22 protein-coding genes, 5 tRNA genes and 3 pseudogenes are annotated in these 25,523 nt (G+C 50.6%); 16 read left to right on the plus strand and 14 right to left on the minus strand.

All coding sequences use genetic code 11. The features are described 5' to 3' along the window. Positions 1 to 7: 7 nt before the first annotated feature. The 8 genes from RFF05_RS11960 (at position 8) to RFF05_RS11995 (ending at position 4,074) form a co-directional block, all read left to right on the plus strand. Positions 8 to 1,027, plus strand: coding sequence for a hypothetical protein (locus RFF05_RS11960; protein WP_409967313.1), 1,020 nt, complete (start codon positions 8 to 10; stop codon positions 1,025 to 1,027). Between the two features lie 30 nt (positions 1,028 to 1,057). Then, the gene (gene lepA, locus RFF05_RS11965) at positions 1,058 to 2,866 is read left to right on the plus strand and encodes a translation elongation factor 4 (protein WP_409967314.1); all 1,809 of its coding nucleotides are present in this window, start codon (positions 1,058 to 1,060) and stop codon (positions 2,864 to 2,866) included. A 163-nt stretch (positions 2,867 to 3,029) separates the two neighbouring features. Continuing rightward, positions 3,030 to 3,106 (plus strand) — tRNA-Val (locus tag RFF05_RS11970). 27 nt (positions 3,107 to 3,133) lie between these two features. After that, positions 3,134 to 3,210 (plus strand) — tRNA-Asp (locus tag RFF05_RS11975). Positions 3,211 to 3,280: 70 nt separating this feature from the next. Then, a tRNA-Phe gene (locus RFF05_RS11980) sits at positions 3,281 to 3,356 on the plus strand. A gap of 29 nt (positions 3,357 to 3,385) precedes the next feature. Beyond that, positions 3,386 to 3,461: transfer RNA gene (locus tag RFF05_RS11985), tRNA-Gly, on the plus strand. 101 nt (positions 3,462 to 3,562) lie between these two features. Further along, positions 3,563 to 3,637: transfer RNA gene (locus tag RFF05_RS11990), tRNA-Cys, on the plus strand. Between the two features lie 131 nt (positions 3,638 to 3,768). Next, positions 3,769 to 4,074, plus strand: coding sequence for a four helix bundle protein (locus RFF05_RS11995; protein ID WP_409970113.1), 306 nt, complete (start codon positions 3,769 to 3,771; stop codon positions 4,072 to 4,074). A gap of 43 nt (positions 4,075 to 4,117) precedes the next feature. Here RFF05_RS11995 and RFF05_RS12000 read toward each other — a convergent pair. Next, a pseudogene (locus tag RFF05_RS12000) lies at positions 4,118 to 4,318 on the minus strand (helix-turn-helix domain-containing protein); the annotation flags it as partial. A gap of 88 nt (positions 4,319 to 4,406) precedes the next feature. Here RFF05_RS12000 and RFF05_RS12005 point away from each other — a divergent pair. Beyond that, the gene (locus RFF05_RS12005) at positions 4,407 to 4,640 is read left to right on the plus strand and encodes a hypothetical protein (protein ID WP_409967315.1); all 234 of its coding nucleotides are present in this window, start codon (positions 4,407 to 4,409) and stop codon (positions 4,638 to 4,640) included. Positions 4,641 to 4,720: 80 nt separating this feature from the next. Here the strand turns inward: RFF05_RS12005 and RFF05_RS12010 are convergent, their stop codons facing one another. From RFF05_RS12010 to RFF05_RS12025, 4 genes are all read right to left on the minus strand, one after another. Beyond that, positions 4,721 to 4,867 (minus strand): hypothetical protein, encoded by a 147-nt coding sequence (locus RFF05_RS12010; protein WP_409967316.1) that lies wholly within the window; start codon positions 4,865 to 4,867, stop codon positions 4,721 to 4,723. 33 nt (positions 4,868 to 4,900) lie between these two features. Further along, entirely contained in the window at positions 4,901 to 5,404 is a 504-nt protein-coding gene (locus RFF05_RS12015; protein ID WP_409967317.1) for a helix-turn-helix domain-containing protein, read from the minus strand. Between the two features lie 180 nt (positions 5,405 to 5,584). Continuing rightward, positions 5,585 to 7,051 carry a 4-alpha-glucanotransferase gene (malQ, locus tag RFF05_RS12020; protein ID WP_409967318.1) on the minus strand — a complete coding sequence of 489 codons (1,467 nt, stop codon included), beginning with the start codon at positions 7,049 to 7,051 and terminating at the stop codon, positions 5,585 to 5,587. Positions 7,052 to 7,085: 34 nt separating this feature from the next. Next, positions 7,086 to 8,270, minus strand: a complete 1,185-nt coding sequence (locus RFF05_RS12025; RefSeq protein ID WP_409967319.1) for a pyridoxal phosphate-dependent aminotransferase — start codon at positions 8,268 to 8,270, stop codon at positions 7,086 to 7,088. A gap of 243 nt (positions 8,271 to 8,513) precedes the next feature. Between RFF05_RS12025 and RFF05_RS12030 the strand changes: the two genes are divergently transcribed. Next, positions 8,514 to 8,675, plus strand: a complete 162-nt coding sequence (locus tag RFF05_RS12030) for a hypothetical protein (RefSeq protein ID WP_409967320.1) — start codon at positions 8,514 to 8,516, stop codon at positions 8,673 to 8,675. A gap of 15 nt (positions 8,676 to 8,690) precedes the next feature. Continuing rightward, positions 8,691 to 9,884, plus strand: a pseudogene (locus tag RFF05_RS12035) (IS4 family transposase); the annotation flags it as partial. A gap of 111 nt (positions 9,885 to 9,995) precedes the next feature. Here the strand turns inward: RFF05_RS12035 and RFF05_RS12040 are convergent. The 3 genes and pseudogenes from RFF05_RS12040 to RFF05_RS12050 form a co-directional block, all read right to left on the minus strand. Next, positions 9,996 to 13,106, minus strand: a complete 3,111-nt coding sequence (locus RFF05_RS12040; RefSeq protein ID WP_409967321.1) for an S-layer homology domain-containing protein — start codon at positions 13,104 to 13,106, stop codon at positions 9,996 to 9,998. A gap of 121 nt (positions 13,107 to 13,227) precedes the next feature. After that, positions 13,228 to 14,162 (minus strand): annotated as a pseudogene (gluQRS, locus tag RFF05_RS12045) (tRNA glutamyl-Q(34) synthetase GluQRS). Continuing rightward, positions 14,159 to 14,764, minus strand: a complete 606-nt coding sequence (locus tag RFF05_RS12050) for a lactate utilization protein (RefSeq protein WP_409967322.1) — start codon at positions 14,762 to 14,764, stop codon at positions 14,159 to 14,161. The pseudogene gluQRS and the gene RFF05_RS12050 overlap by 4 nt, the downstream one beginning before the upstream one ends. A gap of 430 nt (positions 14,765 to 15,194) precedes the next feature. Between RFF05_RS12050 and RFF05_RS12055 the strand changes: the two genes are divergently transcribed. Continuing rightward, positions 15,195 to 17,732: an S-layer homology domain-containing protein gene (locus tag RFF05_RS12055; RefSeq protein WP_409967323.1), complete on the plus strand. Its 2,538-nt coding sequence runs from the start codon at positions 15,195 to 15,197 to the stop codon at positions 17,730 to 17,732. A 183-nt stretch (positions 17,733 to 17,915) separates the two neighbouring features. After that, positions 17,916 to 18,386: an IS200/IS605 family transposase gene (gene tnpA / locus RFF05_RS12060; protein WP_409967221.1), complete on the plus strand. Its 471-nt coding sequence runs from the start codon at positions 17,916 to 17,918 to the stop codon at positions 18,384 to 18,386. Between the two features lie 132 nt (positions 18,387 to 18,518). Here tnpA and RFF05_RS12065 read toward each other — a convergent pair whose 3' ends face one another. Then, complete coding sequence (locus tag RFF05_RS12065; protein ID WP_409967324.1) at positions 18,519 to 19,172, minus strand: RsiV family protein; 654 nt, start codon at positions 19,170 to 19,172, stop codon at positions 18,519 to 18,521. 193 nt (positions 19,173 to 19,365) lie between these two features. Here RFF05_RS12065 and RFF05_RS12070 point away from each other — a divergent pair, with 193 nt between their 5' ends. From RFF05_RS12070 to hslO, 3 genes are all read left to right on the plus strand, one after another. Then, entirely contained in the window at positions 19,366 to 19,656 is a 291-nt protein-coding gene (locus RFF05_RS12070) for a YerC/YecD family TrpR-related protein (protein ID WP_409967325.1), read from the plus strand. Next, positions 19,656 to 20,396: a class I SAM-dependent DNA methyltransferase gene (locus RFF05_RS12075; protein WP_409967326.1), complete on the plus strand. Its 741-nt coding sequence runs from the start codon at positions 19,656 to 19,658 to the stop codon at positions 20,394 to 20,396. Before RFF05_RS12070 ends, RFF05_RS12075 begins: the two co-directional genes overlap by 1 nt. A 118-nt stretch (positions 20,397 to 20,514) precedes the next feature. Beyond that, complete coding sequence (gene hslO, locus RFF05_RS12080; RefSeq protein ID WP_409967327.1) at positions 20,515 to 21,402, plus strand: Hsp33 family molecular chaperone HslO; 888 nt, start codon at positions 20,515 to 20,517, stop codon at positions 21,400 to 21,402. A 352-nt stretch (positions 21,403 to 21,754) separates the two neighbouring features. On the opposite strand, the gene RFF05_RS12085 is transcribed toward hslO, so the two are convergent. Genes RFF05_RS12085 through RFF05_RS12105 form a run of 5 tightly spaced genes read right to left on the minus strand, consistent with a single transcriptional unit; the run spans position 21,755 to position 25,523 of the window. Then, the gene (locus RFF05_RS12085) at positions 21,755 to 22,648 is read right to left on the minus strand and encodes an RnfABCDGE type electron transport complex subunit B (RefSeq protein WP_409967328.1); all 894 of its coding nucleotides are present in this window, start codon (positions 22,646 to 22,648) and stop codon (positions 21,755 to 21,757) included. Between the two features lie 13 nt (positions 22,649 to 22,661). Beyond that, the gene (gene rsxA / locus RFF05_RS12090; protein WP_409970114.1) at positions 22,662 to 23,240 is read right to left on the minus strand and encodes an electron transport complex subunit RsxA; all 579 of its coding nucleotides are present in this window, start codon (positions 23,238 to 23,240) and stop codon (positions 22,662 to 22,664) included. 11 nt (positions 23,241 to 23,251) lie between these two features. Further along, positions 23,252 to 23,860 carry an electron transport complex subunit RsxE gene (gene rsxE, locus RFF05_RS12095; RefSeq protein WP_409967329.1) on the minus strand — a complete coding sequence of 203 codons (609 nt, stop codon included), beginning with the start codon at positions 23,858 to 23,860 and terminating at the stop codon, positions 23,252 to 23,254. 17 nt (positions 23,861 to 23,877) lie between these two features. Then, entirely contained in the window at positions 23,878 to 24,480 is a 603-nt protein-coding gene (locus RFF05_RS12100; protein WP_409967330.1) for an RnfABCDGE type electron transport complex subunit G, read from the minus strand. Beyond that, complete coding sequence (locus RFF05_RS12105; RefSeq protein ID WP_409967331.1) at positions 24,477 to 25,523, minus strand: RnfABCDGE type electron transport complex subunit D; 1,047 nt, start codon at positions 25,521 to 25,523, stop codon at positions 24,477 to 24,479. The genes RFF05_RS12100 and RFF05_RS12105 overlap by 4 nt, the downstream gene beginning before the upstream one ends.

Raw genomic sequence — 25,523 nt, forward strand, 5'->3', positions numbered from 1 at the left:
TATTATCATGAAATCATTGATTGCCTGCCTGTTGGCGGGGGTGTTGGCTGTGCTGGGCGGTTCTGCCGTGGCGGTTTATATCCTTGACCCTTATTTTCAGTACCACGACCCTGATGTGACAGGGGATATTTGGATTGACGAGCGCTACCAAGCCTCTGGTTTGCTCCGCTCCCAAGACTATGACACCATTTTGATTGGCACCTCACTGGCGGCCAATTATCAACCCTCTTGGTTTGACGCCGCCTTTGACGCCCAAACGGTGCAAATCACCTTGCCCAACGGCGCCATCAGTGAGTTTGACACGGTGCTCACCTTCGCCTACACCTGCCAAGAGGTGGAGCGTGTGGTGGTGGGACTGGATGCCAATATTTTGGCACGAAATGTGGACGAAGACCCTGATGAGTTGCCCGTTTACCTATACAATCACACCATGTTAGATGATTTGCCCTATCTGCTCAACAAAGATATTTTGGCCAAAAGTATTTACTATGCCATGGAGGAAGACCCTGCTTTGACCCCCTTAGATGAAGGGTTTTTGTGGGACTATTGGTTCTCCAAAGAGCAGGCGCTGGTCAGCTATCCCCGTCCAGATATCAGCGATGAAACCCAAAGTGAGGACTATTACCTTGCCAATGCCGACGCCCATTTGGAGATTGTCGCCCGTTGGCTAGAAGAAAATCCCACTGTGGAGTATCATTTCTATCTGTCCCCCTATGCTATTTTGTTTTGGGACAAAATGGACAGAGAAGGCACCACAGAGGCCATGCTCACCATGTTAGAGCATACCATGACCACCTTGCTGGCCTACGACAATGCCACCGTCCACTTTTTCATGGATGATGAGACCATCATCACCAACCTAGATAATTACACTGACCATATCCACACCTCTACCGCCGTCACCAGCGCTATGGTTACCGCCATGGCAGAGGGCACCTATGTGGTCAGCGAAGAAAATCTTGTCGCCAAGGTAGACGGACTGCGTCAACTTGTGGTAGACTATGACTATGAATCCATTTTTGAATAAAACCCATCCATTCGGAGGTATACAATATACATGAGTAAACAAGAAAATATCCGCAACTTCTCCATCATTGCCCACATTGACCACGGCAAGTCTACACTGGCTGACCGTTTGCTAGAACAATGTGGCACCGTGGAAAAACGAGACATGGAAAGCCAACTCCTAGACAATATGGACTTGGAACGGGAACGTGGCATCACCATCAAAGCCCGTGCCGTCCGTATGGACTATCACGCCCCTGACGGGGAAGTGTACGCCATGAACCTCATCGACACGCCCGGTCACGTAGACTTTAACTACGAAGTCTCCCGTTCTCTGGCGGCCTGCGAAGGGGCCATTTTGGTGGTGGACGCCTCTCAAGGGGTAGAAGCCCAAACTTTGGCCAACACCTACCTTGCCTTGGAACACGAGCTGGAGATCTTGCCTGTGTTCAATAAGATTGACCTGCCTGCCGCCGACCCCAAACGTGCCAAAGAAGAAGTGGAGAACATCATCGGCTTGCCTGCCATGGACAGCCCTGAAATCTCTGCTAAAAACGGCATCAACATCCAATCCGTCCTAGATGCTGTGGTGGAGCAGGTGCCTGCCCCTTCTGGGGACGCTGACGCACCTTTGAAAGCTTTAATTTTCGACAGCCAATACGACACCTACCGTGGTGTCATCGTCTATTTGCGTGTCATGGAAGGCACGCTGAAAATGGGGCAGCAGGTGTCGTTGATGGCCTCTGGCACCACCCACAACGTGGTGGAATGTGGCTATTTACTGCCCCTTGGTATGCAACCCACCAAAGAGTTGAAGGCTGGGGAAGTGGGCTATTTCACTGCCAGCATTAAAAATGTCCAAGACACCCGTGTGGGTGACACCATCACTGAGGCAGCTCGTCCCACGGCAGAAGCCTTGGAGGGCTACCGTCCTGTCCAAGCCATGGTGTACTGTGGTATTTACGCAGAAGATGGCTCTCGCTATCCTGATTTGCGTGACGCATTGGAAAAATTGCAACTCAACGACGCCGCCCTGTCTTTTGAGCCAGAATCCTCTGCCGCGTTAGGCTTTGGCTTCCGTTGTGGTTTCTTGGGAATGCTTCACATGGAGGTCATTCAAGAGCGCCTAGAACGTGAGTTTAACTTGGATTTGGTCACCACGTTGCCCTCTGTTATTTATGAAGTGACCAAAAATGACGGCTCGGTTGTCCGTGTGGATAACCCCCACAACTATCCAGAACCCACCACCATTGAACACGCCGAAGAGCCTTACGTCCGTGTGTCCATCATTGCCCCCAATGAATATGTGGGCAATATTATGCCCATGTGCCAAGACCGTCGTGGGGAGTTTAAGGATATGCAGTATTTGGACACCAATTTGGTGGAATTGCATTACATGATGCCTTTAAACGAAATCATCTACGACTTTTTCGATAGCCTGAAGGCGTCCACTCGTGGCTATGCGTCTTTGGACTACGAGTTGGCTGGGTACCGTCCCAGTGAACTGGTGAAGGTGGATATGAAGCTCAATGGCGACGCTGTGGATGCCCTTTCTTTTATTGCACACCGCGAAAAAGCCTATTACCGTGGCCGTCGTCTGTGCGAGAAGTTGAAGGACAATATCCCTCGTCAACTGTTTGAAATCCCTGTCCAAGCTGCCATTGGTGGTAAGGTCATCGCCCGTGAGACCGTTCGCGCCATGCGTAAGGACGTGCTGGCCAAGTGCTATGGTGGTGACATCACCCGTAAGAAAAAGCTGTTAGAGAAGCAAAAAGAGGGCAAGAAGAAGATGCGATCTCTAGGCACGGTGCAAATCCCCACCGAAGCCTTCTTGGCCGTGCTGAAATTGGACGAAGAATAAGTTGTTTCTGTGTAGGGGCGGCTCTCCGTGGCCGCCCGTTGCACGGTTCATTCTTATCTTTTTCCCTGTTTGAAAAATTTTTTTAAAAACTTTTCAAAAACCCATTGACAAAACCCCAATCCGTCTGTATAATAACCCTTGTCGTCTGACGAGAGGGCAATCGGGGGGCATAGCTCAGCTGGTTAGAGCACCTGCCTTACAAGCAGGGGGTCACTGGTTCGAGTCCAGTTGTCCCCACCACTTTCTTTAGAAGACGCCACGCAATGTGGCCCGGTAGTTCAGTCGGTTAGAACGCCAGCCTGTCACGCTGGAGGTCGACGGTTCGAGCCCGTTCCGGGTCGCCAAAATTCCCACGAGAGCTTGCTCTCGTGGGTCCCCTCGGGGTTTTTCAAAAAGCGCAAATTGGTGCTATCTGCCTCTGTAGCTCAGTCGGTAGAGCAGTGGATTGAAAATCCACGTGTCGCTGGTTCGATTCCGGCCGGAGGCACCAAGGTGTTTGGCAATAGCTGGGCACCATTTGCGGGCGTAGCTCATCTGGTAGAGCGCCACCTTGCCAAGGTGGAGGTAGCGAGTTCGAGCCTCGTCGCCCGCTCCATACGAAAGAACCACACATTGCGTGTGGTTCTTTCAAAAGCAAAAACAACATCGACAAAAAAGACTTGCTTTTTTGCCAATGATAACATATAATCCTAGCATGGTGACATAGCCAAGTGGTAAGGCAAGAGTCTGCAAAACTCTCATTCCCCGGTTCAAATCCGGGTGTCACCTCCAAAAATCCGAAGTAGATTTATCTACTTCGGATTTTACTTATTCCTTATTCCTTTTTCACTCTTCACTACATTGAGCAGGATTTTTGGGAAGTAATAAGGAATAGTGAACAAGTGAGGAACGGGGTGCCAGCGATGCGAGAGAGTGTGTTGATTGTAAAATCCAAAGCATTTGCATTAGATATTATTAAGGTTTGCAATGAAGTGAAAACCACAAAAAGAGAATCTGTTCTCACCAATCAGCTCATTCGTAGCGGTACATCTGTAGGCGCCGTTGACCAAAAGAGCCACATCCATGCGGATGTGGCTCTTTTGGTCAACGGCGTTCTGTTTCGGTATCCTGTAGTCCTTCTAAAAACCCCAGTGCTCGCTCTTTCTTATGGGCTGGCAAGGGGCGTAACAGCTGTACCATCTCTAATTCCGTGGGGGAGAGGTGGTTAGGGAGCGGCAATTTGACCTCACTGCGCCCCAACAAATAGTCTACAGAGACACACAGTGTGTCTGCCAATTTGCAAAGTGTGGACAAATCAGGCTCGGCACGACCGATTTCATACCCACTGATGGTTTCTTGCGCCACACCTATTTTATTGCCTAGGGTTAATTGGGACATTTTTTTACTTTTCCGTACTTCCGCCAAACGCAACAAATGATACCACCTCGCTTTAGTTAGTTTTACACTATTCATTATAAACAAACTAACTTGACATTATCAGTTTGAATTGCTATAATGGGTAGGTAGATACTAACTAAGGTGAAAAAGAGGCGGTGGCTGTATGTGTGAGATAAGTCCGATTTTAATAGAACTTTGCACAGGGGCTGGGTGTAATTTTATATCTGACTTAGCCTGCCCAGTTTGCTATCCGCAGCTTCGCGCCTATTTGATAACCATGGATATGACTGTCTATACCTTAGACCAGTGGCATGAGGCTTACAAATATATGCTCCATACACCAGAGCGCTTTCCAGATATAGAAACCCTACGGCTCCATCTCTTGGCGGCGTTATGATCAACAAGGCTGGCACAATTTTAATACAAAAAGGGTACAAGCAGTAGCGTTGCTACTGCTTGTACCCTTTTTTAGCGTTGTTAGGCAGCGGAGGCACATGGGATTGCGTTATAACCTTCCTTCCAGATGCCATGCAAATTTCGGATAAGGTTTATTGCTGAGGTAATAACATCGATATGCTTTGCGGCATGGTAAAGCATTTTGCCAATAGTTTTAATGATTTTCATAGGTGTTCTCACTTTCTGGTCTCATGACCGTCCTTATTTTTCCTCGTTACAATGTGCTTGCCACAATTTTATTTGCTTTTGGAATAGGTCATTCTGTTTTTGATATACCTCCTTTTGGCTTTCGTGTAATTGGATTTGCTGTTGGAATAGTATGATTTCCTCATCTAATTGAGCAATCAACCGTTGATTTTCGAGTATTTGAGTGTGCAATGTGTCAAGCGACCCCTTTGCTGTATCGCCTTGTTTTGAGACCTCCTTTGCCAAACCGAAACCAGCCCCGATAGTAGCTAGAGGTAGTATCATGGATACTGCTGCTGAAGCGAGTGTACTGGCGGCCGAAGATGCGACTATCAAACCGCCTGCTTTAGCATATTTCTTTGAGGATTGCAAAAACGTCTTTAAATCCGCTTCCTGAATGCGATGTCCTTGGCGATTGGACAAACAGGTTGATTTTAATTTTTCCTCCCGAATCCAACGACGCACTGTTTCTGTGGTGGTTCCTAAGAGTTCTGCAACAGCCTCTACTGTATATTCCAAGCGAAGCCCCCCCCTTTTTGTTTGTATAGCTATCCTACCATATTCTTTTTAATTTGTCAATGCTTTTATAGTGATATTTATAGTAATAATATTTACATTAATACAACAAATAAGTTGGACGCATGGTGTATTTACTAGAAAAACAGGACTAGCACATTTTGTGCCAGCCCTGTTTTCTTCTTATAATCGGCTGTATAGGCCTGTTAGGTCGTGGAGTTCTTTGGCTAGGGTGGTGGGGATGTCTCCATCCATCAAGCGCCATGCCCAGTTGCCTTCTGCCACGCCGGGGACGTTGATACGGGCATCGCTGCCCATGCCCAGATAGTCTTGGAGTTGGGCGATGAACACCTGTGCAACGCTGCCTAAGCCCCTCCGTAGCACTGCCTGTGGCACGGCATCCTCTGCCACCCCTGTGTAAGCCAATGTGAAGGCTTTTTCAGCCTCTGTGGCCTCATCCCACCAGCCTTGCAGGGTGTTGTTGTCGTGGGTGCCAGTGTAGCAAATGCAGTGGGGCGGATAGTTATGGGGCAGATACAGATTGGTAGGGTCAGAGAAGGCGAATTCCAGCACACGCATCCCCGGCAAGCCAGAGGTTTCACGCAAGCTATGCACCCCATCGGTGAGCACCCCAAGGTCTTCGGCGATGTAATCCACCGTGGGGAACCAAGATGTCAGCACCCCCAGCAAATCCATGGCGGGGCCTTTGTGCCAAGCACCGTCTTTTGCGGTGGTAGAGCTGGCAGGCACTGCCCAATATTCGTCTAAACCGCGGAAATGGTCAATGCGCACGCTGTCGCACAGGGCTTGCATCCCTTCGATGCGACGAATCCACCAGCCAAACCCATCGGCTTTCTGGCGATTCCAATCGTAGAGTGGATTGCCCCATAGTTGACCATCTTCGCAGAAATAATCTGGTGGCACACCTGACACTAAAGTGGGATGCCCCGTGGTGTCCAACAAGAATTCTTTTCGTTCGCCCCACACATCGGCAGAGTCTAGCGACACGTAAATGGGCAAATCGCCAATGATTTTCACGCCTTTTGCGTTGGCATAGGCTTTTAATTTTGCCCATTGGGTGAAGAATAAATACTGGACATAGCAGTGGAATTCCATGTCCACAGCCAAAGCGCTTTGGTAGTTTTCCAAGGCCTGTGGGGTGCGGTCACGGATGTCGCTGGGCCAATCTAGCCAAGCAGTTTGGTCAAAATGGGACTTGCAAGCCATATACAGTGCGTAATTTCGCACCCAATGATGACTGTCTGTAAACTTTTGCACCGCTTTTTGATCTCGTTTGCCACCTACGGCAAAGGCTTGGCGCAACAGGGCCTCGCGGCTTTGAGACAGGGCACCATAGTCGATGGTGTGGCTGACGGGCAGTTGCGCCGCCTTCAACTGTTCAGGGCTCAGCAGGCCGTCCTCTGCCAGTAAAACAGGGTCAATCATCCAAGGGTTGCCAGCAAAGGTGGACACGCTGGTGTAAGGGGAATTGCCGCCACCAGTGGGTCCCATGGGAAGGATTTGCCACCAAGACTGGCCTGCCTCGTGGAGAAAATCTACAAAGTCACAGGCCTGCTTGCCCATGGTGCCTATGCCATAGTCGCCAGAGAGGGAAAAGACTGGTAATAAAATACCGCTACTACGTTTCATGTTGTAAGCTCCTTTGGTTGGTGATTGCACAGGGTTATACCGTTTCCTTGGCCAGTGCTTCAAAGGCTGGCAGGCTCCGCTGAATCATCTCAGGGCTGACGCAGGTGCAAATTCGCACATATTCGGGAATGCCGAAGTCGTCCCCGGGAACCAGTAACAGATTTTTCCCCATGGCACGCTTGGAAAATGCGGCGCCAGAGCCTTCGGGGGCTTTCACCAGCATATAAAACGCGCCCTTGGGATACACGCATTCATAGCCGTAGCCAGTGAGTGCGGTGTACAAAGTTTGGCGATTTTGGTCATAAATGGTCAAATCAGGGCGGACAGTGGCGCATTGTGCCACCACCAATTGTTGCAAAGAGGGTGCGCACACGTGACCAGACACACGGCTGGCGCCAGCCACAGCCGCCATCACTTGGGCGCTGTCAGCCACGTCGGCACCGATGCAGATGTAGCCGATGCGTTCGCCGGGCAGAGAGAGGGATTTGGAGTAGGAGTAACAGACGATGGTGTCTTTGTAAATGGTGGGGATGAAGGGGACTTCCACCCCATCGTATACCAATTCGCGGTAAGGTTCGTCGGCGATGATGTAAATGGGGTGCCCGTATTGGGCGCTCTTTTTGCCCAGCAATGCGGCCAGTTCTTCCAAGGTTTCACGGGTGTAAACCACGCCAGAAGGGTTGTTGGGGGTGTTGACCATCACAGCTTGAGTGTTGGGGGTGATGGCGGCTTCCAATGCGGTCGTGGAGATTTGGAAGGTGGCTGTGTCGGCTTCCACCAGCACAAATTTGCTGCCAGTGCCTTCCACAAATGGGCGATATTCAGGGAAAAACGGTGCAATGGCAACGAATTCTGCATTCTCCACGGCTAAGGCGCGGAGCACAGCAATCAGCGCAGGGGCGGCACCGCAGGTGAAAAACAGGTGCTCTGGTTGTAAGCTGGTGCCAAAGCGTGCGTTCAAATCGCTGGACACGGCTTCGCGGACGGCATTGATGCCTGTGGCGGAGGTGTAACTGTGGACAGCCACGGTGTTTTTCTGGGCAATGGTGGCGGCAAAGGCGGCACCAACAGCCTCTGGGGCTGGCACAGAGGGGTTGCCAATGGAATAGTCATACACGTTTTCGGCCCCAATCAGGGCGGCTTGTTGCAAGCCGTATTCAAACAAATCGCGGATGCAAGAGCGGTTAGAGCCTAAGGCATACATTTGTTGAGAAACCATGGGAAAAGTCTCCTTTTGTAATTTAGGGTAGTAATGTGTTTATTGTATACCAAAAGGGAGAAAATTACAAGAGGGGAACGATGGTTATCATCGTTCCCCTCATGGGTCGTTTTTACAGGGTGTTGTACAAAATCCAATGTCATTAAGATAAGCCTGGGTGCTACAAGAAAAACACCCAGAACCTTTTAAAAAAAGCTTGACAATTACAAAAAAATGTGCGGTCGCCTTCATTGACCAAAGTCAATGAAGGCGACCCTTGTTATTGAGCATAACGCTGATAACAAAGGAGATGCACACATGACATTCACAACAAAAAACATAAAAAGAACACTAAAAAAATCCATAAAAGCCCTTTCGCAAAACGCTGTAAAATATGCTGAAAATCCAGAAAAAGACTTCACCTGAAATAGGAAGTTACCATTTGAAAAAGTAATTGAAACAACCTTATCTCTCACAGGAAAAACACTATATGGGGAATTATCCGAACAATTCGGCATACATTCATCCTCACCTACAGTATCCGCTTTTGTGCAACAACGAAACAAAATCAAATCAACTGCCTTCGAGGATTTATTCCACCAATTTGTTGCCGAAACAAACCAACCCATCACCCACCGTGGCTACCGCCTTTTGGCTGTGGATGGCTCTAGTTTGCACGTTCCCACCAACCCAAAGGAAGTGGATTCTTACCATCAAAAGGCCAATGACTCCAAGCCTTTTAACCTTTTGCACCTCAACGCCATGTACGATATTTTGCGCAAAACCTACGTGGATGCAACGGTTGAAAAGGGTGAAAACAAGGCCTTTGCCACCATGGTGGCACGTAATCAATCAAAAGTACCCACCATTTACATTGCTGATAGAGGCTACGAATCGTACAATAATTTCGCTCATGTGCAAGAAAGAGGGCAAAAATTCCTTGTCAGAGTGAAGGATTCTGCTTCACGCAACGGTATTTGTCACGGATTATCTTTGCCTGTTGGTGAGGAGTTTGACGTTTCACTGACGCTACACATTTCACGCAAGCAAACAGCGCAAGCCAAAAATCAAAACCTGAAATTTATCGCCCATAGTTCACCATTTGATTTTTTACCCTGCAAAACAAAGAAAAATGAAAAAATCGAGCCATATCCGTTACATATTCGCCTCGTTTGCTTTAAACTTTCTGAAAATTCTTACGAAACGGTTGCCACAAATTTGGATAAAAGTGAATTTGATTCTGCTGCCCTCAAGGATTTGTACGCCAAGCGATGGGGTATCGAAACGTCCTTCCGCTCTTTGAAATTCACCGTCGGATTGCTGTATTTTCACAGCAAAAAGACGAAGCTTCTTCTTCAAGAAATCTTCGCCAAGTTGATTATATACAATTTTACACAGTTGATAACCTCGTGCATTGCTGTAAAAAAAGTTACCAGAAAGCGGGTTTATCAAATAAATTTCGCTGTTGCCACTCAAATTTGTCGTAAATTCTTTGGGAAGAATGTACCCGTCGCCGAAGTTGAAGCCTGCATCGCAAAAAACCTAACACCCATGCGAAATTTGCCCTCAAACCCACGCAAGCGACGCAACACGAACCCCAGAACCGACACCTCTTTTTTCTATCGCTTGGCGTAATGCCACGTTATAAGGACAAGCAAGCAGATTGAAAAATCTGCTTGCTTGTCCTGCGCATTTTTAGATTCCGATGATTTTTTATTAGCTGTTCTTGCGTTTCAATAGCTTAACTTAATGACATTGGTACAAAATCTTTGCCATTTGTCCACGGGTGATGTTGTCGTTGGGGCGGAAGGTGCCGTCGGTGAAGCCACCCAGTACCCCTTGTGACACCATGGTGGCCACATAGTCGCTGGCATAGCTGGGGATGGAAGCACTATCGGTGAAGGTCACAGTTGCCAGTGGATAGCCGTTGGCCTGTGTGCGCCCAATCATGGCGCAGGCTTGGGCACGGGAGAGGTTGGCGGTGGGGGAATAGTACAGCAGTCCATCGCTACCCACACTGCCGTTGATAATCCCTAGAGAATAGAGGGTTTTGATGGCGGTGGTGGCATAGTCGCTGATTTGCGCGCTGTCGGCAAAGGGCATGGCAATGCTGTCATAGGCGGAGCCGTCAATGCCCAGATAGCGGTAGAGCATCACCGCAAATTCTTGACGGGTGATGTTTTGGTCGGGGCGGAAGGTACCGTCGGTGTAGCCTGTGGTGACACCTGTGGTTTTCAAAAAGTCCACATAGGTGCCAGCCCAATGGTCTTGGGTGTCGGTGAAGGCGGATTCTTCCGTCAAAGGCTCCACGTCCCAGCTCATGCGGTTGCGATTCCCTGAGGCGTCTACCACGTCTACGGTGATGCGGTGGGCGTAGCCGTCGGTGAAGGTGGGACTGGCGGTGAGCGCCCCTGTGTTCACGTTGTAGCTAGAGGCGGTGAGCACACCGTCCACATAGACGCTCACGTCTGCCGCCGCTAGATAGCCGTCGGTGTCATCGGTGATGGTGACGCTCAGACTTGCCTTGCGGCTAGATAAGGCGGAAGGCACTTCCGTGGTGATTTCTTCCCCTGTGTCGGGGTCAGTTTCCACGGTGGTGGTGGGGGTGGTATAGGTGTCGGTGATGACCATAGAGCCTGTGATTTGGGGGGTGTCATCGTCTACGGCACCGCCATAGCTGAGCACCAATTGGTCAAGGCCGAAGGTGCCAGAGGTGGTGGCGTATTGGGTGTATTCTTCACCAAATTCGTCAATATAAGTTTCACCAATGGCCACAACGCGGACGCCAATCAAGCTGGTGGTGTTGTCAGGCAGTGCCACAGACAGTTGTATCCAACCGTCAAAGTTCAATTGGGTCACATCCACCGCTTGGACGGTGGAACCGTCAGAGGTGATGATTTGGAACCAGTTGCTAGAGCTGTCGCCATAGACCCACAGATTTAGCTGGTCATAAATGCCAGAGACGCTGTAGCTGGCGCCTAAGGTGGCGGTGCCAGTGTCGCCCACGGTGTAGGTGAAGCCACCAGCGGTGCGCCCGAATTTCACTTGTTGAATGTTGTCGTTGGCAAAATAAGTGATGCCAGAGCCAGAGGCGGAGAAGTTGGTGGTAGACTCAAAGTCTTCCATGGTTTTCAGTGCCAAATGGCTGACGGTGACAGGGAGGGTGACGGTATTTTCCCCAGCGGAAACGGTGATGCTACCACTGCCTGTGGCGGTGGCGGTGAATTTCCCGGCCGCATCAATCACACCGATGCCGCCAGACACAGACCATGAGAAGGCGGTGGCGTCAGCAAACAACTCCAGACCACGATAGGTGGCGCTGGCCACCAAGTCCACGCTGTCTCCAGGGGTGACAGCCAAGGTATCCACGCTGAGGCCGTTACGGGTGACGGAGATGGTGTCAGGGGTTTGGACGGAGGTGATGACGGCAGAGCCTGTTTTGCTGTTTTTGCTGGCGGTGACGATGATAGACGCATTGGATTGGGGGGTATAGAGGGTGTCGCCGTCTAGAGAACCAGCAGTGGTGGATAGGGTGTAGGTGCTGGTCATGGGATAGTAATTGGTGTCTACACCGTTGACAGACAAGGACACTTCGGTGCCACCGAGGACGTAATAGGCTTCAGGTTCTACGTAAAAATGGCTCAAAGTGCCAGAAGCGCCCCCTTGGGACACCAAGAAAATTTGGTTGGAAACAGAGCGGTTATAGCCATCAGACGGCACATTCACCACGGTGGAGGTGGTGTCGCTGGGCAAGGAGGCGGTGATGGTGGTAGAGCCGCCGCCGTCTAGGCCAAGGGCGGTGACGCAACCCAATTCCACCAGACGCTGTGCCACTTGTTTCATAGATGCGCCTACGGAATAGCCAGATTGGCGACCATCAATGGTGTAAAACACCAAGGTTCCATCGGCCTTTTGTCCTACGGCGGTACGAGGTGCCATATCGGTGGACAAACCATCCACCACAGCGCCATCTTCTACCAGAGAATACAGTGCGCCCACAGCATAGGACACGTCTGTCCATGCTTCGTCGGCAGTCATGGTCAAGGTGAGTTCGCTGCCCACTTCACAGGTGCGCAGGGCATCGGTGAACCAAGTGTGGGCTTGGTTGTTGGCGCTAAGCACCACTTGCCCATCTTCAATGACGGTGGCAGAGGCATCTTCTAGCACGCTGACCACGGTCAAGGTGGTGGGGGTGTTAAAGGTCAAATCCGTGTCCACGGTACAGATGACGTCCACGCCAGCTTCTGTGGTGCCAGTGGTGTTACGAGTGTTCATATCGCTGGTATACATATAAATGCCAGCATCGGAACTGCGAGCAATGTTATACCCTGCGATGGGGCGCACAGCGGCTTCACCGTTTTCCAAGTAGCCCAAGTCCACACTGATGGACATGGAGGGCTTACCCAACACGGCGGTGCCGTCGTCGTAAAAACCGATGGCGTAGTAGGAGCCATCAGAGCACTTGACTTCCCCGTCAGAGACCACGAGGCCGATGGACAAGCCGTTGGTCAAGTTGTAAAAATCCCCGTTGATGCCAGCTACCACCCGATAGCCTTGGGCTTCAAGCTCTGTGGCAATGGTGGGTAGACTGGTCAGGCTGGCCAAAGAGTCACCGTAGGTGACGATGGGAATGACCGTTTCGTTGGGGGTGTATGTAATATAGTTTTCCTCCCGCAAATCAGAATACGAGGTAGACCAAAACACATTTTCGCTTAACACGGTGTCTTGATGGATGGAAACATCCAAGGCGGTCAAGTCTTCCCCCAAGGCCTCTGAGGCCATGGCTGGCACGGTCAAAGACAGGGTGAGCGCCGCCACCAAAAGACCAGCGGTGAGTTTTCGTAATAAATGTTGCATGAATTCCTCCTTTTGCGTGCATACAGGTACAAGTCTAGTCTAGCACACTACGTGTGAAAGATAAAGGTGCAAATTGTGGCAAAAGTATGAATTGTGCCAATAAAAATTTGCCCCTCCAGCATTAAAACAATGCTGGGGGGACAATCAAATCTGCTTTTGCCACCTTGTCCCACGTGAACGTTTGCGCCAAGTCTAGGGCAGAAATGGGGGCGACGGTGGGGTGTATACCAGCCAAAAAGGCCAATTTGCCGATGAGTGCCTCAGGGGTGTATCGGCTTTGGAGCACATCTAAGCCCAAGTCACCATCCCGTTTGGAAAGTCGCCGACCATCTGGGGACAATAGGACAGGCAGGTGGTAAAATTGAGGCGGTGTCAGTCCAAGCAATTCATATAAGTAGAGTTGTCGTGGGGTGGAGGAGAGCAAATCGCTGCCACGCACCACCTCTGTCACCCCATGGCACCATCGTCTACCACCACTGCCAGCTGATAGGCGAACAAGCCATCGCTACGGCGGAGGAGAAAATCCCCACAGTCGTGGGTCAGATTTTCTGTGTAGAGGCCTAAGTTACCATCGGTGACGGTGATGGATTGGTCAGGTACGCGGAGCCGCATAGCAGGGGCTCTGGTTTGACTGGCGCGGTCTTGGTGTGACAATTGGGCGCACCGACCGCTGTAAATTACCTGTCCGTCACTGCGGTGAGGGGCAGAGGCGGCGTGAAGCTCTGCACGGGTGCAATAGCAAGGATACACCAGCCCTTGTGCCTCTAATGTGGCCAAGGCTTGCTGATAAATGGCGGTGCGCTTGCTTTGGAAGTAGTCGTCACCGCCGTCATGACCACCCACATCCCATGTGAGCCCCAACCAGCGCAAATCTGCCTCCAACTGCATACTATACTGGGGCAAGCATCGTTGCACATCCAAATCTTCTAGTCGCAACACCATCTGTCCGCCTTTGGACTTGCAACTCAGCCACGCAAGGAGACTGGCAAACAGATTCCCAAGGTGCATCCGTCCACTGGGGGACGGGGCGAAACGTCCTGTGACAGCTGTGCTCATAGACCTAAATCCTCCTCAATGACCACCACTTCCATTTCCATGTCGTCTAGCTTATGGAAATGGATGACCATGGCATTGCAAATCCGCTGGGGACTGGCGCAATCATAGCATCGAGGCTCTGCTTTGGCGCAAGGGGTATCCAGACCCAATCGCCGTGCATTGGCTGGGGCGGCTATGTTGCGCACACGATCAATGGCGGCTTCTAAGGTGGGGGTGATTTTATTTTTGCCCACCACGAAATACACCTTTTCGTGACCAAACAAACTCCCAGCCACCCGATTGCCTGTGCCGTCTAGGTTCACCAACTCCCCCGTTTGGCTGATGGCATTGACGGAGGTGAGGAAAATCTGGGTGTCCATGGCCTGTTTTGCCACGGTTAAAAATTCTCCATTGGTGGTGCATTGTTGTGGGTCGTAGACGGTGTTTTCTGCCGCCAAGAGCTGAGGCAATTGAAGGGCGGCTAAGGTTTGAGAGTCACCAAAGCCCACCGTTTTGTGATGAATGTTCTCTAAGAGGTGAGCCTGTGCTTGTTGGGCTGTCTTGGCGCGAAACACGCCATAACCCTTTTTCTCCAATGCGGTGCAAAGTGCTTGTATGTCCATAGCGTGCCTCCTGTTTCCCTCTTTATTTATATATAGTATAAAAGCTAGCCGATACAAAAGCAAGCAAAACATTGGCATTCGCCCAACTTTTTCCAATGATGGCAAAATAACGCAAATGTTACAAATTTGATACAAATGCAAAAGTGATAAAATGCAGTAAAATATCCATTATTTTCACATTTTGTATAGATTTATGGCATATCTTAATTGAATTAATAAAGATTGTGAATGATTTTTAAACGCGCTGTTACAGGTTTATTACAATGTGAAAAGTTCTATTGCAATCATCTTTTTCTTCTGCTACAATCGCTCTTGTCACCGATTGACCCACTCCCACCGTCTCCAGAAACGGCGGATAAAGAGAGAAAACCCCGTCTGGAGGGGTTGGGGGGCGGTCGGTGTCATCCCATTATATTCTAGGAGGAACACAATGAAAAAGTTTTTAGCTGTGTCTTTGACCCTGTCTATGCTGGCCAGTATGCTGGCGATGACCGTGGGCGCTCAAGACTACACCGACAGCAACGATGTACACTACAACGAAGCTGTGGACGTAATCACCGCCATTGATATCATCAACGGCTATGAAGATGGTTCGTTTAACCCCCAAGGCACGTTGACCCGTGGTGCCGCCGCTAAGATTATTTGCAATCTACTGCTAGGGCCCACCACTGCCAGCGCACTGGGCGCTGATACCGCGCCCTTCCCCGATGTGAGCGCGGACCACACCTTTGCTGGCTACATTGCCTATTGCGCCTCTGAAGGCATCATCGATGGCTATGAGGACGGCACCTTCCGTCCTGCTGGGGAAATCACTGGCTTCCAATTTATGAAAATGCTGCTGGGCGCGCTGGGATATTCTAGCGCCGTGGAAGGCTTCACTGGTGCCAACTGGTCTATCAATGTGGCAAAGCTGGCGCTGAGCGCAGGCCTAGACACCAGCAATGAAGACTTTACTGGTTCTGATGCCATGACCCGTGAAGAAGCGTCTTTGTATGCTTTCAACACCCTCTCTGCCACCATGGTGGAATATGAATCTATGGGCAGTGATATTGTGGTGGGTGATTTGAACATCACCGTGGGTGCTTCCAAGGCCACCCAAATGGCAAACACTGGCTCTACCGATGGCAACATCGAAAGCGATGGCCTGATGCAATTTGCAGAAAAGACCTTCACCAGCCTGAAAAAGACTGCCACCTCTGCAGATGCCTTTGGTCGTCCTGCTAGAGAATGGACGGTGAAAAGCACGGCCGTGGGCACCTATGTGGACACCGATACCCTGCAAGCCACCTATGCTGGCGATGTGACCCGTGGCACCTTATACACCCTGCTGGGCAAGACCTTGGTCAATAAGCTGGAGGCTGGCACCAACACCTTAACTGTGGTGGTAGACGGCTACGAAACCGTGGTAGATGCCGCCGATGTGGACGAGTATATCCGCTCTAGCAGCTCTAGCAAGGTGGCGGAAAAAGGGGCTGAAACCCAAGTTTTTGTCAGCGATGACGATGATGTGACCATGGTCATCATCAACCCTTACGTGGTGCAAGCCACTGGCGATTACAGCACCAACAACGAAGAAGTGCGCTTCACCGCCGCAGGCGATACCGCTATTTCCTTTGGCAGTTCCACCTTGTCTAGCGACGATTTTGCCGTGGAAGACGTGATGGAAGACGATTATCTCATCGTGCAAGTTACCCGTCCCTCTGGGTCTGGGTCTTACACCGTGGAAACCGTCACCCCAGCCACCGTCCTCACAGGGGAAGTGTCCACCTATACCAAGGGCACCTCTGTCACCATTGACGGCACCGTGTATAACTACGCTGTCACCGCCACCACCGCCGTCCACAACACCGCTTACTCTGTAGGCGAGGACACCACTGTGGTGCTAGACGGCCAAGGCAACATCATTGCCGTTGACCAAGTGGTCACCTCCAGTGAAAAATACCTCTTTGTCCGTGACACTGCCAGCGAAGGCAGTTTCTCCACCACAATCATGGCAGCCGCCTTCTTGGTGGATGGCTCTTACGAAGAAATCACCTTGAAAAAGGTGGCCGATAGCACGGATTCCAGCGATTTGCTGGCGGCATCTGGTTGGTATACCTACGCGGTAGACTCCAACGGCAAGTATACCTTGACCGCTCTGAGCACAGGTGAAACCCCTGACTCTGCCACCTTCACCTCTGCTGGCTCTGCACTCAGCGTCACCACCTCTGGGAAGGTTTCCTTCTTGAGCGGTGAAACCATCAAGGCCAACGGCGACACTGTGTTTGTCACTGTGGACAGCGATGACGATGTGGTGCGCTATAACGGCGTCATCAATCTGCCCACCATCAACACAGGTGCCGTTTCTGGCAACGAAATCATTGTCAGCTGGATTGTCGAAGACAGCGGTTTTGCCTCCTTCGTGTTCATCGACATGAGCGGTGACAGCAAGGCCTATGTGGACGACAACCAAGCCGCTGAAAGCGATTATGTCTACGTTCTGGGCTTAGATGGCACCAGTGTGGACACCAATGGCGACGATGTGTACACCTACAACGCTATCGTGGACGGAGAAGAAACCACCATCCAAGCAGAAGGTAGCGGCATTTTTGAAGCCAACAAGCTCTACCACAAGCTGAAAACCAATGCCTCTGGCTATGTGTCTTCTGCCACCAAGGTCTCCAACGGCGGCGAATACGCTGTGGGCGGTATCAATGATATCCTCTCTTACAACAGCGGTACTATGGCCATTGGTAGCAAGTTGTTCATCGTCAATGATGACACACAAATCACCCTCATCAGCACCAGCGTCGACCTGAACAAGGACGATGGCGCTGAGTACGAAACCACCACTGGTTTGTCTGGCAAGGCGCTCCAAAACCTTGTCTCTGACTACACCACCATCACGGGCACCTTCCAAGCTGTTTTGGAAGACGACGACAGCGCAACGGTTGAAACCATTTATATCACCATCAGCGCCGTTGCCTAAGCAATGAAAATAGGCTAGCCCTACCGCCCTCCGAGAAATCTCGGAGGGCGGTTTGTGTTCATACAACAACCACTGGCTCTGCCAGTGGATAAAAAGCTTATAGCTATGGACAAAATAAAAGCTCCCCGATATAGTAAAGTCAAGGTCTGCCAACCTAACTTACAATATCGAGGAGGTCTTCACATGAAAGACATTAACAGTCTAACGCATACTAAGTGGCGTTGTCAATACCACATCGTATTTGCGCCCAAATATCGGCGACAAGCAATTTACGGTGAAATAAAGCAAGACATAGGTTTTATACTGCGGAAATTATGCGAACAAAAAGGGGTAGAAATTATAGAAGCAGAAGCTTGCCCAGACCACATCCACATGCTGATAAGTGTGCCGCCAAAATACAGTATAGCGCAAATAATGGGCTTTTTAAAGGGAAAAAGTAGCTTAATGATATTTGACAGGCACGCAAATTTAAAGTACAAATATGGGAACCGACATTTTTGGGCGAGAGGCTATTACGTGGACACGGTGGGGCGAAATAAAAAGCAAATACAAGAGTACATAAAGAAGCAACTGCAAGAAGATGAAATGGCAGACCAAATGAGCCTGAAAGAGTATACAGACCCGTTCACGGGTAGCAAGAATACCAAGGCATAAGAAAAACCCCTTTAGGGGTAGCCCGAAACAGTAATGCACGTGGCAGACCATTCGGGACCCCTTTAGGGGTGTGTCAGTACCATGCCCTTCTAGGGCTATCCCAAGCCACCAGCTCAGCTGGTGGTTTTGACTTCATTCCCCTTGCACGCACCACTCTATGGGGTATAAAAAACTGGGCACCTGCTCCACCGCTGGGGCGATGGCGTACATGGGATAGAAAAAACGCAATCCCTCTGGGGTGAGATAAAAATGATGGGGATTGAGCCGTCGTTTCAGCAAGGATTTGCCTATGTTTGGATGGTACAGCGCCACGCCTTGGGTTTCCTGCTGGCGTATTTGGGTCAGTGCCAGTGTGGCTAAAGGGGCTTTGTAACGGTGTTTTTGGGGCAAAAAGGTGGTGATGGGCACAGGGAATCGGCTGTGCAAATCCCATGTGTCTCCCCGCCGTTGCACCGTGGGGCTGGGCGGCAAATTGTCTTGACTCTGGGTGTAGAGACTTACATATGTAGGGCTTTGGTAGGTGATTTCGCATGATAGGGTGGCGGTGAATGGGCGAATAATCTGTGTAGGCTCTGCGACCCAAAGCGCTACCGCTATGGGCAGCAATTGGTGGGTGGCATAGTGGACATAGCCGCGGCGCTGGGCTTGGTAATAGCGATTAAATCGTCGCGCCATGCCGTGACCCAGAGGGGCTTGAGGTATGTGGGTGGTCAGGCGGATGAGGGGGATATTGTCATGGGTTAGCTGTAGCTGTTGGGTTATAATTTGGAAGGAGAAGGGGCTCATAAGGTGCCTCCTTTTGGATGAAAATAGGCTTATTATAGTGTATTCCCAAGATAAAAATAGGTGCTTATCCCACGAAAAGTCAAAAGCTTAACAAAAATTTCATCAATTTAAGGTGCGAAACCCTTTACTTTCGCACACTGCTATGATAAAATACATAGTAAGAAAAGTTTCACATTGAAAGGAAGTACGCCAAATGAAAATTGGTAAAAAAGAAAAAAATGAAGAGCTATATAAGGCAATTCTGATGTTAGAAAACGAAGAAGAATGTTACAATTTCTTCCAAGATTTGTGCACCGTGTCTGAACTGCGTTCTATGGAACAACGTTTTGAAGTGGCCTCTTTGCTCAACGATGGCATGATTTACAACGATATTCTGGAAAAAACTGGTGCCTCTAGTGCCACCATTAGCCGCGTGAATCGTTCTTTAAGTTATGGCACTGGCGCCTATGATGTGCTGTTTGCTCGTCGCAAAGAACAAGAATAATGAGTGACAGTTACGCCGCCTTGGCCTCGGCCTATGATGGGCTGATGGCTGACGTGCGCTATCCCCAGCGGATTCGCTATCTCCATACGTTGCTCCGTCAAGCCAAGGTGCATACCTTGGCTGATTTGGGTTGTGGCACAGGCACAATTGCCTGCGCCTTGTCTCAGCGTGGCTACCAAGTCACCGCCATGGACCCGTCCCCAGATATGCTGACAGAGGCCATGGAAAAAGCCGTTGACCTAGAAACCCCACCCCTATTTGTGTGTCAAACCATGGATAAATTGGCGTTGCCTGCCCCTGTTGACGGCATCATATCCACCATTGATGCGGTGAATTATGTGACCGCTCCCAAAGCGTTGGAGCGGGCTTTTTTTCGGATGTACCGCCAGTTAAACCAAGGGGGACGGTTGATTTTTGATGTGAACACCCCCCATAAGTATCAAGCTATGGACGCTCAAATGTATGTGGATGAGACGGAAGACACATACTGTGTTTGGCGGACGTTTTACAGCCCCAAATCTGCCATTTGCACCTATCAAGTGGATTTGTTTGCCCAAGAGGAAGACGGCACATGGGTGCGAGACTTTGAACAGCACCGCCAGCGTGCCTATAGTCGTGAAACCTTGGAAGGGATGTTGCAAGCCGCTGGCTTCACCGCCATCCAATTTTATAGCGATCTGACCACCGCCCCAGCCACCGATGCCGATGCACGGTGGATTGTGGTGTGCGACAAGGTGTAAATGGTTGCATATACGCCCAGATAATTGCATATGACACGCCTGTAGGGGCGAGCTGCGCTCGCCCGTTTTTCCCCCTAACGCACCATTTTTAAATTTATCAACAAAGGAATTTTAATCAATGAGTGACCAATTAGTAAGAGCCATCTCCAGCGATGGCTATGTAAAAGCGGCGGCGGTGTCCACCCGATATTTGACCGAGCGTGCGCGCCAAATCCACCAAACCTTGCCTGTGGCCACGGCGGCTTTGGGTCGCACCTTGGCGGCAGCCTCCATCATGGGCAATGCCCTCAAAGGCAACGGCAGTAGCGTCACCTTGCAAATCAATGGTGGTGGCCCTCTGGGTAAGGTGTTGGCTGTGGCGGAAAGCAATGGCTGTGTCCGTGGCTCCGTCACCAATCCCCAAATTGACATCCCTCTGCGCGCCGATGGCAAGTTGGATGTGGGTAGCGCCGTGGGTTGTGACGGCACCTTGACCGTGGTGCGTGACTTGAATATGAAAGAGCCATACGTGGGTTCCGTAGCCTTGTTGGGCGGTGAAATCGCAGAAGATTTGGCGGCTTATTTTGTAGAGTCTGAGCAAATTCCCACCGCTTGTGGCCTTGGTGTTTTGGTAGACCGTGACCAAAGCGTATTGGTGGCTGGTGGCTATCTGATTCAGCTCCTCCCCGGTGCCCCTGAAGAAATCATCATGAAGGTGGAAGGCAGTATTTTGGCCGCTGGCACCGTGACCCAACTGCTCAGTGCTGACGACAGTGCCCAATCTATGCTAGAGCGCGCCCTGTCTGATTTCGACATGACCATTTTGGAAACGGTGGACATTGACTATCGCTGCGACTGTAGCCGCAATCGGATGGAACGCGCTTTAATCAGCATGGGTGTGGCAGAAATGGAATCCCTCATTGCCGAGCAAGGGGAAGTGGATTTGTCTTGCCATTTCTGTGACCGAGTGGAGCATTTCTCTGTGGATGATTTAAACGGCATTTTGTCTGGCATGAAACAACGCTAATTACGAACAACGCTAAAAAAAGGTCGGGCAAATTGGTGAAATTTTACCAATTCGCTCGACCTTTTGTGTTGAATCAATGCCTGCTGCACGGGGCTGTGTCACAATGCAGTCCTCTTTGTGAAATCTGACAATATAGGCGTGGGGAACGGTGTTTGCCCGTTCCGCTTTCCCACGTAAATCGTGTCATGGGGAGCGGAATGGTCAAGACCATTCCCTACGTTTTTGTGTTCTGTTGTGCAGTTTTACAATTGTGACACAGCCCCCTACAAAGACGATTGGGTCTTTGTGCGCTTATGCTAAAAAAAGTCCGATGACCTGTTGGTCATCGGACTTTTTGTTTGCAATGAATGGCTTATTCAGCAGCAGGAGCGGCCTTGGCGGCAGCTTCAGCAGCGGCGGCTTTTGCTTTTTCAGCTTGTGCCTTTTTGATGGCCTTATACTTTTCTTTTTCCTCTGCAGTTGCAATGGGGAAAATGGCATCACGGGGGCAAACCTTAGAACACAGCTTGCAGTTTTTACACTTGGAATAGTCGATGACAGCCACGCCGTCTACCACGGAGATGGCACCGAATTTACATTCCTTTACGCACAAACCACAGCCGATACAGCTGTTGTCACAGACGTTACGGGCGGTGACGCCTTTGTCCTTGTTGGCGCAAGACACCATTACCTTTTTAGAGGCAGGGACAGAGACAATCAGCTTCCGTGGGCAAGCAGTGGCGCAAGCCATACAGTTGGTACATTTAGAAGCATCCACCACAGCAGAGCCATTTTCACCGATGGAGATAGCACCGAAGGCGCAAGCGGTGACGCAGGAGCCAAAGCCCAAGCAACCAAAGTTACATTCCAGAGGGCCAGCGCCGATTTTGGTAGCGGCCAAGCAATCTTGCACACCAATGTACTCAAATTTCTTCTTGGCATTGGTGCCACCGTTACACTTGACAAAGGCAACGTGAGGTTCAGAAGCGTCAGCTTCCACGCCCATCACATCCGCAATTTTAGCGGCACAATCAGCGCCACCCACAGGGCAAACGCCTACGCCAGCCTTGCCATCCACGATGGCATTGGCAGCGGCGGCACAACCAGTGAAGCCGCAACCACCGCAGTTTGCACCGGGGAGGCAGTCCATGATTTGGTCAAAACGGGGGTCGGTTTCCACTTCGAAAACCTTAGAGGCGATGGCCAGAGCGCAACCAAAAATGGCACCCAACACAGCCAGAACAATAATCGCAAATACAATCGTCATTTTCTTCTCCTCCTTAACCGATGCTCAGGCCAGAGAAGCCCATGAATGCCAATGCCATCAAACCACCAGTCACCAGCGCAATGGGGAAGCCCTCAAAGCTTTTGGGAGGAGTGGCAAAGACAAGACGTTCACGGATGCTGGCGAACAGGACGATAGCAACCAAGAAACCCAGACCACCAGTGATGCCATAGACTACAGATTCAATGAAGGTGTAGCCGTTTTGGATGTTCAACAGAGCAACACCCAGCACAGCGCAGTTGGTGGTAATCAGGGGCAGGAACACGCCCAGCGCGTTGTACAGAGAAGGAACAGACTTTTGCAGGAACATTTCGATGAATTGCACCAGAGATGCAATGACCAAGATGAAAGCCACAGTTTGCATAAATTCCAGACCCAGAGGGACCAAAATCAAGTTGTTGATCAGCCAAGTGATGGCGGAAGCCAGTGCCATAACGAAGGTAACGGCAAAGCCCATACCCACAGCGGTGTCAACCTTTTTAGAAACGCCCATGAAGGGGCAAATGCCCAAGAATTGGGAGAAGATAAAGTTGTTAGCCAGAATGGCGCCCAACGTAATCGACAGTAAGTTCATGAAATCCATTTTTATTTGCCCTCCTTATCAGCTTTGGGTCTGGCTTGAATCCATTGCATAGCCGCAATCATACAGCCCAGCACGATGAAGCCGCCCACAGGCAGGGTCATCAACAATGCAGGATAGTCAGAGGGGATGATTTGGATGCCAGCCAGAGAGCCAGCGCCCAAGAGTTCACGGATACTGCTCATCAGCACCATGACCCAGATGTAGCCCAAGCCTTGGCTGATGCCGTCCATAGCGGAAGCGGCAATGCCGTTTTTATAGGCGAAGGATTCAGCACGACCCAAGATGATGCAGTTCACCACAATCAAGGGGATGAACACGCCCAGAGATTCAGCGATGGAGGGCAGGAAGGCTTGCAACAGCAAGTCAACCATGGTCACAAAGCCTGCAATCACCACGATGAACATGGCGATACGGATTTTGGTAGGCACCAAGTTACGAATGGCAGAGATAACGATGTTGGCCAGTGTCAAGATAATCAACACGGACACACCCATGCCCAAACCATTGATAACAGAAGTGGTGATAGCCAACACAGAGCAAAGGCCTAAGAGTTGAATCAAAACAGGGTTGTTGCTCCACAAACCTTCTTTCAATTGTTTACCGAAGTTCATTTTCACATTCCCCTTTCTTAGCCCATGACCGCTGCTGCGGCCACTGCTGCGTTGACACCCTTGGTCACACCCTTACTAGACACGGTTGCACCAGAGATGGCATCCACGTTGCCGCCCATGACGAAGTCGCCATCAGTGTCGTGGCTCATACCGATGAATTGGTCCAGCACACCATCTTGGTTGCCAGTGACCTTATCGCCGATACCAGAGGTTTCAGAGTGGGTAACCACGCTGACGCCAGTGACAGCGCCATCAGCGTCGATGCCAACCATCATTTCGATGTCGCCTTGAGAACCGCCAGCAACCACTTTGATTGCATAGCCAGCGTCGGCGCCGCCCACTTGCACACCGTAAGCTTCAGTGATGGTGCCACCATAAGGGGTAGCGGCATCGCTCATAGCAGCGGTGATTTCCAGAGCGTCGGTGAAGGTGGAGGAAGCGTCTTCCACCACTGCCAGCATGGCAGCTTCGGTTTTTGCTTTGTTGATTTCTGCGATGGGGCCTGCGGTGACATTGTTCACCAAGCCCAGAAGACCAGCCACAATGATACAGGTCACTGCCAGTTTGGCGGTGAGTACCAGTACATATTTGGGGTCAATCACTACTTTTTCTTTGCTCATTTTGCAGCTCCCTCCTTTTTGGCTTTTACCACACCAAAACGAGTGGGGCGAATGTGGGCATCAATCAGAGGCACCAACAAGTTCATAACCATAATGGAGTAGCAAACGCCTTCGTTCAAGGCGCCGAAGTAACGGATAAACACGGTGAACACACCGCAACCAATACCGAAGACCAGTTGACCAGTTTTGCTGATGGGGGAGGTGGCATAGTCGGTAGCCATGAAGATGGCACCCAGCATCACACCGCCGCCGAACAGGTTCAACAGCATCCATTCGATGGGGTCGTTGCCGCGGTTGAAGACCAATGCCAGCACAGCCACGCTGCCCAAGTAGGCCACGGGGATGTGCCAAGTGATGACCTTGCGCCACAGCAGATATGCGCCACCGATGAGTAGCATCAGGGCAGACACTTCGCCCATGGAACCACCGATGGTACCGATGAACAAATCAGCCACGCTGTAGTGCATGCTGGCCACATCGTTGGCGGCCAAGTAAGCCATAGGGGTGGAACCAGTCATCACGTCCACGCCGTTGTAGCTTGCGCCAGTGACAATGTCAGCAGCGGTGCCAAACAGGGGGAACTTACCGCCGTTGGGGTAAATCCAAGTGGTCATAGAACCAGCATAGCTGCCCACCAAGAAGGCACGACCAGCCAATGCAGGGTTGACAAAGTTTTTGCCGATGCCGCCAAAGAGTTGTTTGACAACCACGATGGCAAAGAAGTCGCCGATGAGCAAGGTCCACAGAGGAATGGACACAGGGCACACCAGAGCCAGTAACAACCCAGTGACCACAGCAGACAAATCGCCCACCATTTGGGGTTGCTTCATAAAGTGACGGTAGAGCCATTCAAAGGCCACACAGCCGATGACGGACACAGCCATCACCACCAGAGCTTGCAGACCAAACAGCCAAATAGCAAACCCAGAAGCGGGGAGCAATGCAATAATCACATCCAGCATGATGGAGCGGGTGTTTTCGCTAGAGCGGATGTGGGGGGAGGAGGTGACAATCAGCTTTAATGCTTTATAATCGTTTTTCAT

Origin of the sequence: Bengtsoniella intestinalis, from assembly GCF_039719005.1 — a bacterium.
Lineage (GTDB): Bacteria > Bacillota > Clostridia > Oscillospirales > Oscillospiraceae > Oscillibacter > Oscillibacter intestinalis.